This is a genomic window from Pseudoalteromonas sp. DL2-H2.2 (assembly GCF_021532535.1).
In the GTDB taxonomy this organism is placed as follows: domain Bacteria; phylum Pseudomonadota; class Gammaproteobacteria; order Enterobacterales; family Alteromonadaceae; genus Pseudoalteromonas; species Pseudoalteromonas rubra_A.
This window is the reverse complement of sequence record NZ_JAKGBD010000004.1, coordinates 316,402-332,711: the sequence shown is the minus strand read 5'-3', so window position 1 is coordinate 332,711 and position 16,310 is coordinate 316,402. Positions and strand designations below refer to the sequence as shown.

At 53.0% G+C, this 16,310-nt stretch carries 11 protein-coding genes; 6 read left to right on the top strand and 5 right to left on the bottom strand.

The features are described from left to right. Window positions 1–14: 14 nt before the first annotated feature. Window positions 15–995 carry an AraC family transcriptional regulator gene (locus tag L1285_RS09535; RefSeq protein WP_235412148.1) on the bottom strand — a complete coding sequence of 327 codons (981 nt, stop codon included), beginning with the start codon at window positions 993–995 and terminating at the stop codon, window positions 15–17. Window positions 996–1,085: 90 nt separating this feature from the next. Here L1285_RS09535 and L1285_RS09530 point away from each other — a divergent pair, with 90 nt between their 5' ends. The 4 genes from L1285_RS09530 to L1285_RS09515 all read left to right on the top strand — a co-directional run bounded on the left by L1285_RS09530 (window position 1,086) and on the right by L1285_RS09515 (window position 4,568). Further along, window positions 1,086–1,520 carry an SRPBCC family protein gene (locus L1285_RS09530; protein WP_235412147.1) on the top strand — a complete coding sequence of 145 codons (435 nt, stop codon included), beginning with the start codon at window positions 1,086–1,088 and terminating at the stop codon, window positions 1,518–1,520. After that, window positions 1,507–2,322 carry a sterol desaturase family protein gene (locus L1285_RS09525; RefSeq protein ID WP_235412146.1) on the top strand — a complete coding sequence of 272 codons (816 nt, stop codon included), beginning with the start codon at window positions 1,507–1,509 and terminating at the stop codon, window positions 2,320–2,322. Before L1285_RS09530 ends, L1285_RS09525 begins: the two co-directional genes overlap by 14 nt. Window positions 2,323–2,420: 98 nt before the next feature. After that, window positions 2,421–3,527: an MBL fold metallo-hydrolase gene (locus tag L1285_RS09520; protein ID WP_442960485.1), complete on the top strand. Its 1,107-nt coding sequence runs from the start codon at window positions 2,421–2,423 to the stop codon at window positions 3,525–3,527. A gap of 165 nt (window positions 3,528–3,692) precedes the next feature. Further along, complete coding sequence (locus L1285_RS09515) at window positions 3,693–4,568, top strand: AraC family transcriptional regulator (protein ID WP_235412145.1); 876 nt, start codon at window positions 3,693–3,695, stop codon at window positions 4,566–4,568. Here L1285_RS09515 and L1285_RS09510 read toward each other — a convergent pair. Together L1285_RS09510 and L1285_RS09505 are read right to left on the bottom strand one after the other, a co-directional pair. Beyond that, window positions 4,546–5,997 (bottom strand): phosphomannomutase, encoded by a 1,452-nt coding sequence (locus L1285_RS09510; protein WP_235412144.1) that lies wholly within the window; start codon window positions 5,995–5,997, stop codon window positions 4,546–4,548. The two genes, L1285_RS09515 and L1285_RS09510, sit on opposite strands and share 23 nt — an antisense overlap. Next, window positions 5,984–7,420 (bottom strand): mannose-1-phosphate guanylyltransferase/mannose-6-phosphate isomerase, encoded by a 1,437-nt coding sequence (locus L1285_RS09505; protein ID WP_235412143.1) that lies wholly within the window; start codon window positions 7,418–7,420, stop codon window positions 5,984–5,986. Before L1285_RS09505 ends, L1285_RS09510 begins: the two co-directional genes overlap by 14 nt. Window positions 7,421–7,837: 417 nt before the next feature. Between L1285_RS09505 and L1285_RS09500 the strand changes: the two genes are divergently transcribed. Both L1285_RS09500 and pbpC read left to right on the top strand, forming a co-directional pair. Next, the gene (locus L1285_RS09500) at window positions 7,838–12,343 is read left to right on the top strand and encodes an alpha-2-macroglobulin family protein (RefSeq protein ID WP_235412142.1); all 4,506 of its coding nucleotides are present in this window, start codon (window positions 7,838–7,840) and stop codon (window positions 12,341–12,343) included. Between the two features lie 20 nt (window positions 12,344–12,363). Next, window positions 12,364–14,550, top strand: a complete 2,187-nt coding sequence (gene pbpC / locus L1285_RS09495) for a penicillin-binding protein 1C (protein WP_235412141.1) — start codon at window positions 12,364–12,366, stop codon at window positions 14,548–14,550. A 38-nt stretch (window positions 14,551–14,588) separates the two neighbouring features. On the opposite strand, the gene L1285_RS09490 is transcribed toward pbpC, so the two are convergent. Next, window positions 14,589–14,963, bottom strand: coding sequence for a hypothetical protein (locus tag L1285_RS09490; RefSeq protein ID WP_046003528.1), 375 nt, complete (start codon window positions 14,961–14,963; stop codon window positions 14,589–14,591). A gap of 135 nt (window positions 14,964–15,098) precedes the next feature. Then, window positions 15,099–16,307: an ABC transporter permease gene (locus L1285_RS09485; RefSeq protein WP_235412140.1), complete on the bottom strand. Its 1,209-nt coding sequence runs from the start codon at window positions 16,305–16,307 to the stop codon at window positions 15,099–15,101. Between the last annotated feature and the right edge of the window lie 3 nt (window positions 16,308–16,310).

Below are 16,310 nucleotides of genomic sequence, written 5' to 3'. Positions count from 1 at the left end.
GATGCAGGCAGTCGCTAACCGCGTTTGTGATACTTTCCCGGAGAACACCCAAACCACCGCTTAAAGGCTTTGTTAAATGCCGCTTGTTCGTTAAACCCTAACTCTCTTGCCAACTCTGCCAGCGGCAGCGTGCCCAGCAAGTTTTCAGCGCGCCTCATTCGCTCTTCAGTCAATAGTTGTGAATAGCTGGTATGACATTGCTTTAACTGCCTTTGTACCTGACGGACCGATTTATTTAGCGCGCCTGCTACCGCGCCCAGCTGACACTGACCCAAGTCGGCACTGGCAGCCAGCATAATCTGGATCTGTGTTGCCAGTGTATGGTGTTGCTGCAATTGCACAAGTGCCTTGTCGGAGAGCCGCTGGAGCGCCTCATGCATTGCGCTATTTGCCCGCCTGAATGGCAAGCTCAGATAGGCTCGGGGAAATTTAATCTGATTGTGTGGCTGACTGCCAACAACCGGACAGTCAAACCAGTGTGCCAGTTGCGATGCTTCGTTGGCGTTGAGTGAGCAGGTAAGCGAAACGTGCTCAGGCGCAACAGGCTGGGTTAATAAGGCACGCACCATAGCAACCCAGCCAGTCATATTACGCAGAATAACATGGCGGGTCGTCTGTAAATTGGGCAGCCAGTCAAGCACAGCCCAGTCTCCCTGATGATGAAATTTGGCTTGTCCAATGCTGGCCACCAGCTGATCGTAACGCAGTAACGCCATCAGTGCCTGATTAAGGTTTTCGCAGTTTTCCACCAGATAGCCCAGCACGCCATAATCTGCCGACTGGATCTGCTGACCCAGGTGAAAGCCAAATAACGGATCGCAGGTTTGCTGCGCCCCAAACTGCAAAACTTGCTCATATTCAGCAAGCTCCACCCGGGCAACCAGCTCAGACTCTGCGCCGCGCGTCGGTGCAACGGCATCGCCGTAGGCTACCCCCTGGCGCTCCAGATACAGCAGCACACTGCTGAAATAATTTTTGTCTAAGGTATTTTCCATGTCGCATTTGGACAAATTTACGTCGCCTTTTCGCAAGATTGCCAGATAAAGCTTATTTACACTAGAAAAAACTGTGAATAAGGAAACACCATGGTCAATATTCGTTGTCACAAAGTGATCCCTGCTGAGCCACATCAGGTCCTGGAAACCCTGCTAGACCACCCACGCCTGAACCGTTTTTTTAATGCCCAATTTAAAGTCGTGCAAAGTGCCGTCCACCCGGAAATTCGTGGCGGCAGTGGCTGTATTCGTGAGGTACGTATGCTGGGGATCCGCTTTTATGAGCAGATCTTACATGCCGATCAAAGCGCGATTCGCTATCAAATCGTGGGCGACTTTCCGGTTAAGCAACATCATGGTGAGATCCGCCTTCGCAGCAACTCAGATAAGCAGTCCACACGCGTTGATTACCATGTACGCTTCGCCGCCCCAACCTATGTACCGGGCTTTGTGCTGCGCCGCCTGATCACACGAGACATCAATCTTGCATTGACCCGCCTGGAGGCCCTGTATGCCACCCGTTGAACTCATTTTGTTCTTACTTAGCCCGGTGTTTCTCATCGCCATTGCCTTGGAATATCGTGCAGCCCGCAAACACTATCGCCTCAAAGACAGCCTCCATAATGTGGCACTTGCCTTACTGCACCAGGGCAGTGATATGCTGGCTTTACTGTTACTGATGCCGCTGTTTTACTGGCTACATCGCTTTGCTCTGTTTGACATTGAGCTCACTGCTGTGACGCTGTTTGGGGCATTTTTGCTTCAGGACTTTCTGTATTACTGGTTTCACCGGGCTTCGCACCATGTTCACTGGCTGTGGCTGGCACATGTGGTGCATCACAGCTCCCGGCATATGAACTTTTCTACCGCCTTTCGTCAGAGCCTGCTTTACCCGTTAGTGGGTATGTGGCTGTTCTGGACGCCTATGATAGTGCTGGGCTTTGCACCTGAGCTGGTGTTAGCCATAGTGGCGATTAACCTCGCCTTTCAGTTTTTTGTTCATACCCAAGTTATCGGCCAGCTGGGCTGGCTTGAGCGGGTGTTTAATACCCCAACGCACCACCGTATTCATCATGCCAGCAACTCCTGCTATCTGGACAAAAACTTTGCTGGTGTCTTAATCATCTGGGACAAACTGTTTGGCACCTACACAGATGCACAGCCGTCGGAGCAGATCCGCTATGGCATTGTCGGCAGCGCACCACAAGATACCCTGCTATCGATTAATTTCCATGAGTGCCGGGTATTACTCAGTAAACTGAAAAAAGCACCGGGATTCAAAGAGAAGCTCCGTCAGTTGTTTTCAGCGCCACGGCATTTACCCTAGCCAGCTCACACGTGGGTCAAAAAAATCACACTTTATCGTTTACTTTTACACCGAAACAAAAGTAAACTGCACGGTGTAGTTTACTTTTAGGTAGCACAATGAAAAAGTGGTTTGTTATTTTTGCCATCGTGTTTGGCGCTATTACAGGGGGCTGTTCTATGATCTCTAACCTTAATGCACACGTGCCTGCTCAGGATTATCAGTCTGCGCATTTTCAGGCTGGGCGGTTTCAAAACCTGCACCCGACCGAACCGACCAGTTTGCGTAAAACGCTGGCGATCACCTGGCGGTTTTTTACCGAAAGCAAGGTCGCCGCAGAGCCAGAGCAAGCCCTGCCAGTTAAAACGTTTACCCGTGCTGAGCTGGATGCATTGCCAGATACCGGCGTGCACATTGTTAAACTGGGTCACTCTTCGGTATTGCTTAAAGTCAATGGTGCATACTGGTTGTTAGATCCGGTGTTCTCCGAGCGCGCCTCGCCGTTTTCATTTATGGGCCCCAGTCGCTTTCATCAGCCTCCGATTTCGCTTGATGAGCTGCCTGATATAGACAAGGTGCTGATCTCTCATAACCATTATGATCACCTCGATAAAGAAGCGGTTAAACAGCTCAATGCAAAAACACGTCAGTTTCTGGTGCCACTGGGTGTGGAGGGAGATTTGATCCGCTGGGGCATAGCAGCTGAAAAAATTCATGCATTTGACTGGTGGCAGGAACAAGCGGAGCAGGATGTGATGGTGGCCTTTACGCCCACTCAGCACTTTTCAGGTCGCGGCCTGAGTGACGCAAATCGCACCCTGTGGGGCTCCTGGGTCATTAAAACCGCCCACGAAAGCCTGTATTTTAGCGGTGACTCTGGCTATTTCCCCGGCTTTAAAGACATTGGCGAGCGCTATGGGCCTTTTGACTACACCTTGATTGAAACAGGGGCCTATGATGCCGACTGGGCCGACATTCATATGACGCCCGAGCAAAGTGTGCAGGCACACCTGGACCTGCGCGGCAAAATCATGATCCCGATCCACAACGGCACCTTTGATCTGGCATTTCATAGCTGGTATGACCCGCTGGAGCGTGTACTCAGCGCCGCACAGCAACAAGGTGTGGTGCTCAACACGCCAACCCCAGGCGAAGTCATCACCATCAACCAGGCCTATTTAAATCAAGTCTGGTGGCAATCTTTAATGGCGCAAGTTGGCCGCTGAGGGCAACACAGGACCCTTGCCTGGCGCAAACATTATCAAGTATGGCAAGTGCGCAAACATTATCAATTCCCCCTGACATAAGCTAAGTTTCGTCGCCAACAACGTCAGTCTGCACCTGCGGGTGCTAGACTGATTGACTTATAAACCAAAGCGAGAAATAACAACATGACAACACGTGCTACCACACTCAATTACTATCAGCAGCGCCTGCTGCGGGTGATTGATTATATGTATGACCATGTTGACCAGGATCTGGATGTGAACACGCTGGCCGATGTGGCCTGTATGTCTTGCTACCACTTCCACCGTATTTTTCGTGAGTTTATGGGTGAAACGGTTAACGCCACAGTCAGGCGGATGCGTTTGTTGAAGGCGGCATCTTACTTAGTTCGCAGCACGCTGACGCAGCAGCAAATAGCCAGGCGGGTAAACTATGGCAGTGTTGAAGCCTTTAACCGGGCATTCAGCCGTCACTATGGTATGACGCCCAATCAATTTCGCCAGCAACAACAAAGCGAGTCGCTGCACAGCGCTGCGTTTTATCCGGCTCAACCACAGGAGTACAACATTATGTATCAGGTAGAACAAACGCAACAAAACGCACTGACGCTGATTGGTCTTGCCCATCAGGGCGATTATATGCAGATTGGCAAAACCTTTGAAAAACTCGGGATGATGGCAGGCAGCGTGGGGCTTATCAATGAGCAAACCCGCTACTTTGGCATTTATTACGATGACCCGCAAACGGTGGAACAAACCAAGCTCAAAGCCATGGCGTGTATTACGCTCGCACCTGGCGCTGACTTCGATCAGGACACCTTTGAAGCCATCACCATTCCGCCAGGTAAACTGATCTCACTGACCTTCAAGGGCGATTACAGCGAACTGGAACAACCCTATAACTGGTTGTTTGGCCAATGGTTGCCGCAAAGTGGTTTGGAACTGGTCGACTTTCCGCCGTTTGAGGAATATCTGAATGATACCCGGGACACAGCGCCACAAGACTTACTGACCCGAATTAACTGCCTGGTACAGGCATAGACAAACGCTGCGCCAGCGCACCTAGCACGGCACTGACCAGTTCTTCCGCCTGCTGCTGCGATGATGCCTCGGCATAACAGCGCAGCTCAGGCGCATTGCCCGATTGCCGCAGATGAACAATGCGCTCTGCGTCCAGCGCAAAGCGTACTCCGTCCAGCGTGCTCAGAACCTGGGGCTCAGCGTTGCACGATACCACTTCAGCCAGCCACTGCGGTTGCTCAGACAATGCCAACAGAAGCCCCGTTGAACTGGCTTTTTCCACACCCTGTAAGCGATCACTGGCGGTAAAACGACTTTCATATTGGCAGCAGAGCTGAGCCAGCGTGACATCTGGCTGCTTGAGCAATGACAGGATGGCCAACAGTGGCAGTAACGCATCCCGGGTCGGAAGACGTTCAATGACTTTGCCATGGATGCGGATGTCTGAGCCCAGTAAAAAGCCGCCATTGGCTTCAAATCCGCCGGCTGTGCGGTATTGCTCTGTCAATTTAGAGAGTTGCTCAATGACATAGGGCGACCCTATTCGTGTACGCTGCACAGCCTTAAACTCACCACAGTGTTCCAGTGAAGAATTACAGTTCAGTGGCACACTCAGCGCCTCAATGCCCAAAGCTTTGGCGCACAGCAACCCCAGAATATCCCCTCTGAGCCAGCGTCCTGAATGATCCGCTATCATAGGTCGGTCGCCGTCCCCGTCGGTGCTAAAGAGCAGATCCAGCTGATGCTCAGCGCACCATTGCCGGGCCTGTACTTTGTCCTGCTCGCTGAGCGCCTCTGTATCAACCGGGACAAACGTATCGCTGCGCCCCAGACACCGCACCCGGGCACCCAGTGCTTGTAACACCGAAACATATAAATCGCGCCCGGCACTAGTGTGCTGATACACGCCTATGGTCAGCCCCGCACACAAATCAGCCGGGAACGCATCCAGCATACGCGCCACATAAGGTAAGCGGATAGTGTCGTCGGGCGTCGGCAGTGGTTGTATCTCAATCTGCTCCGGGACAGCTTGGGCAGACAATATGGCCGCTTCATCGGTTTTATCTATTTCACCGTGGGGATGATAAAACTTGAGTCCGTTACGATCATGAGGAATGTGACTGCCAGTCACCATCACCGCCGCCAACCCATGTCGCTGCGCGTACAGGGCCAGTGCGGGCGTGGGTAACACCCCGGCAAAGTGTACCTTGATGCCCAGTGCACCTAACGCACTCGTACAATATTGTGCTATCTGCGGGCTGGAGGGGCGATTGTCCATGCCTAATACTACTTCATCGAATCCGTAGCGTGCTTGCAGTTGCCCGGTCATTGCGAGCATAAAAGCCTGACAAACCTCGGCGCTAAACTGACTATGCAACCCTCTGGCACCACTGGTGCCAAACTGAATACCACTTTGAGCAATCAACTGCGCACAATTAGCAGGCGTCATGCGTACCCCGGGTATAATCATCCTCAAAACGGACTATGTCATCTTCACCCAGATAGCTGCCCGACTGTACTTCTATCAGCTGTAAATCGACTTTGCCCGGATTGCTAAGTCGGTGTACCACAGTTGCGGGGATGAACACCGACTGATCTTCACTCAATAAACGACGCTCGTCGCCAATTTCAATTTGTGCCGTGCCAGACACCACCACCCAGTGCTCGGCACGATGGTAATGCAGCTGACGCGATAAACTGTGCCCCGGCCGCACAGTGATCCGCTTGACCAAAAACCGCTCTCCCCGATCAACAATGTCATACTTACCCCAAGGCCGATACACTTCCCGATGCTCAGTCACCTCACTCAGCGCCCGGCTTTTCAGCTCATCCACCAGCGTTTTAATCGTCTGGCTCTGAGCGCGATGGGCCACCAGCAGCGCATCTTTGGTATCTACCACCACCAGATCCTGCACGCCGACCGTTGCCACCAGCCGCTCCTGCGCAAGTACTAGATTATCGCGTGTATTGAGCGCTGTGACGTTTCCTATGTGGGCGTTATTGTGGGTGTCTTTGTCCAGGGTCTGCCACAGGGCCTCAAAACTGCCTATGTCATTCCAATTTGCATTCATCGGCACCACGGCAGCATGCAGGGTATGCTCCATCACAGCATAATCGATTGACTCAGACGGCGCAGCCAGGAAGGCCTCCCGATTGACGCGAATAAAATCCAGATCCGGCTGCGGTGTGGCCATCGCCTGCTCACAGGCTTGCACAATATCGGGCCGGTACTTGGCCAGCTCGTTAAGATAATCACTGGCTTTAAATAAAAATAAGCCACTGTTCCAGAGGTAATTGCCCGCCGCTAGGTAACGCTCGGCAACCTCAGCATCGGGCTTTTCAATAAATGCAGCCACCTCGGCACCCAAAGTACCTGCCGGGTCATGCGCAATCGGTGAGCCGCACTGTATGTATCCATAACCTGTGTGTGGGCAGTCAGGGGTGATACCAAAGGTCACCAGTTTCCCCCTGTTCGCCAGCGCCAGCCCCTGTTTAATGCTGTGTCGAAATGCCGTGACATCGCCAATAAAATGATCAGACGCCAGAACCAGTAAAATTGGATCTTCACCATTTTTGCGCGCCTGGAGTGCTGCCAGAGCAATTGCTGGGGCGGTATTTCGCCCCTCAGGTTCCAGTATAATCCCACCGGCCTGATAGCCGATGGTGCGCATTTGCTCCGCACAAATAAACCGGTGCGCCTCATTACAGATCAAAAGCGCAGCCTGATGACTGTCAGGCTCAAGTCGCAATAGCGTTTCCTGCAACAGGGTGTATTCGGATCCCAGCTGTAAAAACTGTTTGGGGTAACATTCGCGCGACATGGGCCACAATCGGGTTCCGGATCCACCACACAAAATAACCGGTAATATCATTTTTACTCTGCCCCTGACACCTTTCGTGCCCGTGTTATACCAATTTGCTTAATTAAGTGTTCTATTTTGAGGCGAGAAAATATGGTCGATAACAAGGCAAAAATTTTGCTATTTAGTTATTCTAAATAAGAAATTTTTAACGCCGTTAGCGTCATATTTGCTCCTTCAAATTGAACAGGTATTAAGTGAAATTGGTATTAAACCAAACCAATCCGCCATTTTACCCGCAGAACATACAGCGGGGCAATGGCTGGCGCTTCACCTGCGATTCACGCTTATGTACTACACTCTTTTATCGCAGTATTGACCTTCGGATAGCAATCCAAATGTATGATATGATAGTGCAGTGCCATTACTGGCACCCTAGGAAATACCTACAACCCCGCTGCACCGCGTGCAGGTCGAAGGAGCTTTAACATGTCGGGCAAGATCCCCTTTCACCCCATTACTCTGTTTGTGTTGTTTTTTGCGCTGGTGTTGCAAGTGACTATTCAGGCTCAGGCCAAAGTGATGCAGCAACCTAAACTGGCCATTGTTGGCTCGGGGCCGCTGGTGGCAAAGGGCGCCAGTCAATCCATTCCTATCACCTATGAACACATTGATGCGGTAGATGTAGAGTTTCTGCGCCTCAATAGTCCCCATGATTTTCTCAGTCGCTATTACCTGACGGACAAGCTCTATCCCAGTTCACTGGACAGACTGCAATACACCTACGACAGTGTCTTTGCCGACCGCTTTACCCTGCCGTCCGCGTCTAAAACAGGTATCCAATCGGCCCGCTTACCTATCCCGAAATCGCTGCCAAGCGGTTGGTACATCATCGTCCTCAAAGCACCGGGCATGTTTGACGATTTGCAGGCTAAACATCTCTTGCTGACCGACTTGGGCATTCAGGCAAAGGTGTTTAAGCAACATGCCAGTTTCCAGGTAAACCGCTTGTCTGACGGCTTGCCCGTCGCAGGTGCTAAGGTCAAAGCCTACCGTAAGCATGAGTTACTGCGTGAAGCCAAAACCGATAAACAAGGCGCGGTGCATTTTGATATCACCCTGAAGCGCAACGACATCATTGTCGCTGAGTACGACGAGCAGGATAAGGCAGAGCTGGCGCTGTTGCCAATTAAAGAAGTGCCACTGGACCTGTCGGATCATCCCATTGGCGGCCGCCCCTATCAGGAGCGAGAAGTCTATATTTACAGTAACCGGGACTTGGTCAAACCGGGCGAAACCTTGCCCCTGAATCTGCTTTTACGTGATGCCGATGGCGTCGCGATTGAAGATCAGCCCGTTACGCTGACCGTCACCAACCCCTTACAAGAAGAGATGCTCCGAGAACAGCTAACCCCAAGTGCCAGCGGTTTTTACAGCAAACGCCTGCATACCGGCAGCAGCTGGCCAACCGGGCGCTACAAAGTCTCGGTGATGCTCGACCCGACTGCCCAATCTGCAATCGGCCACTTTGAATTTCAGCTTGAAGAATTTGTGCCTGAGCGCATGGACTTGACGTTTAGCGGACAACAGCCTTTTGTTGCTGCGGGTACCTCCATGCCCTTGTCGGTACAAGGGCGTTATCTGTTTGGCAGCCCGGCCGCTGGCAACACCTTAAAGGCAAGCCTGGTCCACCATAGCGTGCGACATTATCCGGGTCCCTACGCCGCATTTTTTGTCGGTGAAGACTTTTACCTGAGCAACCGCTTTCAGACACTGCCTGATCAGCAATTGTCTGAGCAGGGCACACTGGCACTGAGCCTGCCAACCGTGTCTGCCGACACGCTAAAAAGCCCGGTAAAAACCCAGGTAAATTTAAGCCTGCTGGAGTCCGGCGGCGCGGCCGTGCAACGTCAGCTTAGCTATACCAGCTGGAAACCCAGAGCGCTGCCCGCGGTGAAGCCCGCACAAACGGAATTTAAATACGCCACCGATGCCGAGTTTGAACTGGCCCTGCTGAGCCCGGATGGCCAGCAATTAACAAGTGGTGAGCTGGAGGTTGAACTCAGTTACGATCAGGGTCGTTATTTCTGGTTTTACGAGGAAGGCATAGGCTGGCGCCGCCAGTCTCAGCCGCAGTGGCGCAGTGAAGCTAAGCAGACCGTGAGCGTGAACCAAAATACCCATACCGTGCGCTTCCCGGTCGACTGGGGGAATTATCGCCTGACGGTGACAGACGTCAGCAGCCAGATAAAAACCGTTTATGACTTTTATGCCGGCTGGTATCGTGGTTATCAGCAACTCAAGGCCAAACCGCAACACCTGTCAATCGTACTCGATAAAAGCAGTTACCAGGCCGGTGAGGTGCTCGCCGTCGAGCTTGACGCCCCGGCGGATGGTCAGCTCCAGCTGGCGCTGGAAAGCGACAAGGTGCTGTGGACACAAAGCCAGTCGGTGCGTAAAGGGAAAACCACGCTGCGTGTGCCTTTAGACAAAACACTCGCCCGTCATGACTTGTATCTCAGTGCCACCTTACTCAGTGGGCAATCCAGTACTTTGCAACGCCACTTTGGCATAGTGCCAGTCACGCTGGCGCGCGAAGACCGCGAGCTGGCACTTAGCCTGACCCTGCCAGATAAAATAGCGCCCCTCAAGCCACTCACAGTCGAAATCCAGGCCGATGGTGTGGCCCAGGCGCAGGCAGATCAGAGCTGGGTTACTCTGTCTGTTGTGGATAAAGGGATCCTCAATTTGAGCCGCTATTATCCGGTCGACCCGCATCATTACCTGTTTAATCAGCGTCGTTATGGCGGCGATGTCATCGACTTATATTCTCGTCGTTATGATAATCGTCCCGATCCGTTTGCACAGTCCCGCTTTGGCAGTGACAGCAATGCACGCAGCGATAACCGCAATGACAATCTGGTCGAAAGTAAGACCGTGATCCTGATGACCCAACCGGTGCAGCTGATTGACGGCAAGGCCAGTATCACTGTCGATATACCTGATTATAATGGCGAAGTACAAATAGTCGCGACCGCTTTCAATCCCACTCAGGTGGGCCATAAAGTCGCTGCCCGCCCGGTCAGCGCCCCCGTTATCGCAGAGCTCAGCGTACCGCGCTTTTTAGTCCCGGGTGACGAAACCGCCGTCACGCTGGATTTGCATAATGTCAGCGGCCAGGCGCAGGATTTGTCGGTCACACTCACCCCCTCAGGCCCCTTGCAGTTTACGCAAGACAGTACCTTTACACTGACTCTGCAAGATCAGGCGCATTGGAGCCAGACCATGCGCCTGATGGTTGCAGACTCCCCCTTGTCGCAAACCGCAAGCGTACATATTGCGCTGCAAGGCACAGAGATAACACAGTCGCGCAGCTGGTCGGTGCCCGTCAAAGCCATTGAGCCGCAGCTGGTGCAGGCGAGCAGCATGATGCTCGCCCCCGGACGAACGTATCAGTTAACACCGGCGCTCTGGCAAGGGTTACACGTCGATGCAGCGGATGCGGGGACTTTGTACGCCAGTCATACACCCAGATTACCTGTCAGAGAATATGCCACCGCTTTACGTGCCTACCCGTACGGCTGTGCGGAGCAAACCACCAGCAAAGCCTGGCCGTTTTTGCTCAAACACCCGCAACTTGACGGCTTATTGCAGCAGGCACTGCAAGCGCCCGCTGGCGAGACACAACAATTTGATGACCCGCGAACCTTAGTCAGCCAGGCGGTACAGCGACTTAAGACCATGCAAAAACCCAGTGGCGGATTTGCGCTATGGGATAGTCAGGGTGCAGAACAGCCCTGGCTAAGCGCCTATGTAACCGAGTTTTTAACCCAGGCACACGCCGTCTTCCCGGGCACTGTACCGCAAAGTATGCTGAACCGTGCCCACTACCGTATGCTGAGATACACCCGTGATAACACAGTCGACGACCTCAGTCAGGATGCCTATGAGGCAACGGCGGCAAAGAGCTTTGCCGCTTATCTTGCCAGCCAGCGTGGCCAGATCAGTTACAGCGATCTGGAGTCGCTGCGGATCACTGAGTACCCGTCGCGGTTAAGCCTGCTCCATATGGCGTCGGCACTGGCCGATGTGGGGGCCACTCAACAGGCTGCGGCGCTGCTCAGACAAGCCAGCACGATAAGCCGCAGCGAAGACTATTTTGCCGACTATGGTTCGGCGCTGCGTGATGATGCCCAATCTGCTCAGGTGCTGGCCAGGCTGGCAAAACATCGCGCGTTGCGCTCACAATCCCGCGTATTGCAAACCAGCTTGCTCGAAAAACTGCCCGATCAGGCACTTAAAACCTGGCTGAGCACCCAGGAGCGCGCCGCGTTACTGCGCACCGCGGTAGAGGTGAGCCAGACCAACCCTAGCCATCCGGTACAACTGGAGATCAACGGCGAGCAGCTGCAACATCCACAGATGATAAGCCACGCACTTGAGCAAACGATGGCCATCAAAAACCCAACTGAAGAGCCGGTGTATGTGCAACTGATGGCCAAAGGGCGCCTTAAACTGGACGCCAGTATTGCCAACGAAATTAGCCCGTTCAACACGCTGGATACCAAACGCATGCTCAGACGCTTGTTTGATTTAAACGGGCAACCGCTGGATAAATCCCGCTTTGAAGTAGGAGAACGCGTGGTGGTTGTGCTGGATGTTCAAACCAAAGAGCCGGTAGCGGATGCCCTATTAATTGAACGCATTCCTGCCGGGTTTGTGCTGGAGAACCCGGCGCTGATGCAAGGCTTTCCAGTGTCGCAATTGTTGCCCGAGCATGTCACGCTGGCCACCACAGATCACACAGAATATCGCAATGACCGTTTTGTGGCAGCGCTGGGGCTTAGCACTCGCAAATACCAGTTTGCTTATGTCTTGCGCGCCGAAGTGCCCGGCGTATATCAGGTGCCGCCAAGTTATCTTGAATCCATGTACCGGCCTCATAAGCATGTGATTTACTGGCAATACCCCTATCAGCTGGAGGTCGTACGCTGAGATGTCTGGCGGACTCAACTATGTATGTGGTTAACGCGCTGCGCCTTGGTCGCATAACGCGCTTTGCTGCGCCGCTGGTTGCTTTGCTCCTGCTACTGTTTTGGCTGGATTGGCGATATCCACTGCCCCAGCCCTATCCGGATGGGCCCGCTACGGTGGTCACGGCCCGCGACGGACAACAACTGCGCGCCTTCAGTGATGATCAGGGGGTCCACCGCTACCAGGTAACGCTGGCAGATGTCGATCCCTTTTATCTCACGGCATTGCTCGATTACGAAGATCGCTGGTTTTACTACCATCCCGGCGTTAATCCGCTGGCGCTGTGCAGAGCCTTGTGGCAATGGCTGGCGCATGGTCGGGTCATTTCCGGTGGCTCTACTCTCAGCATGCAGGTCGCACGGCTGCTTGACCCGCACGAACGCTCCATACCCGGCAAGCTGAAGCAAATTTTCAGAGCTGTACAACTGGAATGGCACTACAGCAAATCTGAGATCCTCACTTTGTATCTCAACCTGGCCCCCTTTGGCGGCAATATAGAAGGCGTCGAGGCGGCCTCACGACGTTACTTCAATAAGCCTGCAAAGTCCTTGTCTATTAACCAATCTGCTTTGCTGGTCGTACTGCCACAAAAACCCTCGCACAACCGCCCGGATCGCTATCCCGAGCGCGCCTGGGCAATGCGCAATAAGGTACTCAGACGCCTGGCCGACAGCCAGCTGGTCAATGCCGAACAACTGGCGCTTCTGAGCCAGGAGCCGGTGCGTTTATCCGCGCCTTCACAGCCCCCTCTGGCGCCCCTGTTAAGCCGTCGCTTAAAGCGTCAGCACCCCACTTCGCACGTGATCCGCACGACTTTGGACCATGACTTACAACAGCGCCTCAGCCAGCTGCTGGCCAATACCAAGCAAAGATTGACGGGCAAAAGTTCGGCCGCGGTGCTGATCGTAGATAATCAGCAGGCCGAAGTACTGGCCTATCAGGGATCGGTTGATTTTAGCGATGACAGTCGCTTCGCACATGTTGATATGATCCGGGCTATACGCTCACCGGGTTCAACACTGAAACCCTTCATTTACGGGCTGGGGCTGGATCTGGGCTTGATCCACAGCCAGAGCTTGATGAGCGATATTCCAAGTGACTTTGACGGATATAAGCCGCAAAACCTTAATGGCCGTTTTAGTGGCGCAGTGAGTGTCACCAAAGCACTGCAACACTCCCTCAATGTACCGGCTATTCAATTACTGCATCGCATCGGTGCCGCGCGCTTTGAGCAACAGCTCAGTCATGCCAAAGTGCAGCTGCATCATCAGGATGCTAACCTGGCGGTTGGGCTGGGTGGCACCGGGATCGAGTTAATCGAGCTGGCAAGGCTTTACCGCGCCCTGGCCAGTCAGGGCCAGGTACAGGATTTATCGCTTGTTGAAAACGACCCTCGCTATCCAAGACCGGTATTTTCTTTGCTGTCTCCCGCTGCCAGCTGGATCACGTTTGAGATGCTCAGCCAGCTGTCTGCACCAGATCGGGTTATCCCCAGCAACCGCCGCAAGATTGCCTGGAAAACCGGAACCAGTTATGGCTATCGGGATTTCTGGTCGGTCGGTGTCAGTGCAGACTACACTGTGGCGGTCTGGGTGGGCCGACCCGATGCCAGCCCGGTGGTCGGGTATTTGGGCGCCACACGCGCCGCACCTTTAATGTTTGATGTGTTCGATTTACTGCCTGCGGATACCCATAGCCTACCAAGGCCCGCGCAAGTTGAGCCCGTACAGATCTGCTGGCCGGGTGGACTGGCACGTCAGGATACGCCAGATAGCGCCTGTCACACGCAACTCACGGCCTACACCCTCAATGGCATGACACCGCCAACCATGCACAGTCAGGGGAGTTTTGTCACTGAACCTGGCTGGCCTGCTGAGCTTGCCAGTTGGCAGGCCCGAAACAATGCGCCCGTGAAACAACCGGACCACACGCAGATCCGTATCGCCGCACCGCGCAGCGGTCAGCATTATTATCGGCAGCAGGTTTCGGCAATCCCCTTGAGCGTATCGGGTATTGGCAGTGAGCAAGCAGAAGCGGTGCGCTGGTATGTCAATCATGCACCACATGACTCAACAACCCTGGCACTGTCTGAGTATCAGGGCAAAGTGGTCATCACAGCGTGTGTTGCACAGCAGTGTGACCAGCAGCATATCGTGGTGCACCCTTAAGTAACAACATATCGTGGTGCCCCCTTAACTGAAACCAGTTACTGCATGGCGGTTTTTAGGTAGCCCACCACAGTATGTAAATCGACCAGGCGTTGCTGGGCTTCCTCTTTGCTGATCCCCTGAATGGCCTCATAATCATCGAGAAAAATAGCACTGTCATAATCACCCGTGCTGGCGTTTCTGACATACACCAATACGTAACAGTAGCGTAAAATTGAATCCAGATAGCGGAAAAATTCGATGTCGTCAGCACTGAGTTCAGGCTTTACTCCACTGCCGAGGCGATTAATAAACACCTGCTTAACATAAACACTTTGCTCTCCGCTGGTATACTTAACAACGCCGTAACAGCCATTGTTATTTATTGATTCAGTGAAGATATCTGCGACTGGTAGCAAGCCTGGCTGATGCATAATCTCGTTCCTGATAACATTAGTTTCATATAATGTTAGAACAAAATTACAAAATGACTATAAATTGACATGAATAATCCCCAAAAGAGCCGGAAATACCCTTTTGGGGAAAATATAATCTAATTGCTGTTCGCCTCAGACGCTGCGTGTCGCCAGTGCCGGTGACACCCTGGCCGCCATCCAGGCAGGCTGACACACAGCCAGCTGACCCACGATGAGGATCACCCCTCCTACCTGGAGTAAATACATCACCGGGACCGGCGCCATATCAAAGTGATTCACCAGCTGCACATTGGCGAGCAGCGCGCACAGCACGCCCAGCGTAATGCCGATAAAAGTGACTATGGCATTCTCCGTCATACAGTAACGTAAAATATCTGCTCTGCTGGCACCGAGGGCTCTGCGCGTACCGATCTGCTTGCGGCGTTTAACAATGGTAAAACGAGCCTGACCAAATATTCCCAGGAGGGTCAGTAACACCAATCCTGCGATCACCCAGTATAAGGTCTTAATGGCCGCCCGCTCAGACTTGAACTTTTCCTGACGGAGCTGTTGATAATCCAGCAGCCGGTCCAGCTGGCGGCCGGGGGTTTTCAGTAATAATTGTGCTACGTCTAATTTGGCCTGCTCGCGCTGTCCGGGCATTGCCCGCACCAGTATTTTGTAGTTGTTACTTATACTTCGCAGCGGCGCTAGCACCGTATTATGGTGTGAATACCAGTCCGGCCATACCGACTTCAGTTCTTTGACTATGCCCTTCACCAGCACCGGCTTGTAATCAAGATAAACCGTCGTTCCCAATATTGCGCGCCAGTCATCCGGGTAATACAACTCGGCAAACCCTTTGGATACCACAGCGTGTGTTGGATCCGCGCTATAGTCTATCGAGTCTAGGATCTCTCCCTCGCTGGGCCCTTCACCCGCAATGAGCTCCAGCCCCATGGTTGCGATGGCATGCTCGTCGCCAGTGTAATAACCGGTATAAATGTTCATGTCTTCTTCGGTCGGCCCTAACCCCGTCGGTACATAACTGCCCCAGTTGCTCAGTGGAAAGGCGTTCGTCACAGTGACATTTTCAACACTCGGTAAGTTGCGAATGTCACGCAGATCTTGCTTTACCAGCGCAATCATTTCCTCCGCCTGGTTACTCTGCACATTGGTCTCAAGCGTAAATACGACATCTTCATCCAGGCCACTGGGCTCAACTAACATCGCCTCTTTTTGAATAATCAGGTAGACCGCATTGACCAAAATGGTAAAGGTCACTGCGATTTGTAAAATCAACAGCAGAGGGGCCGATTTTGCCCGCCAAAGGGTAGTTAGAATGGGCTTAAAATCCTTCATTGT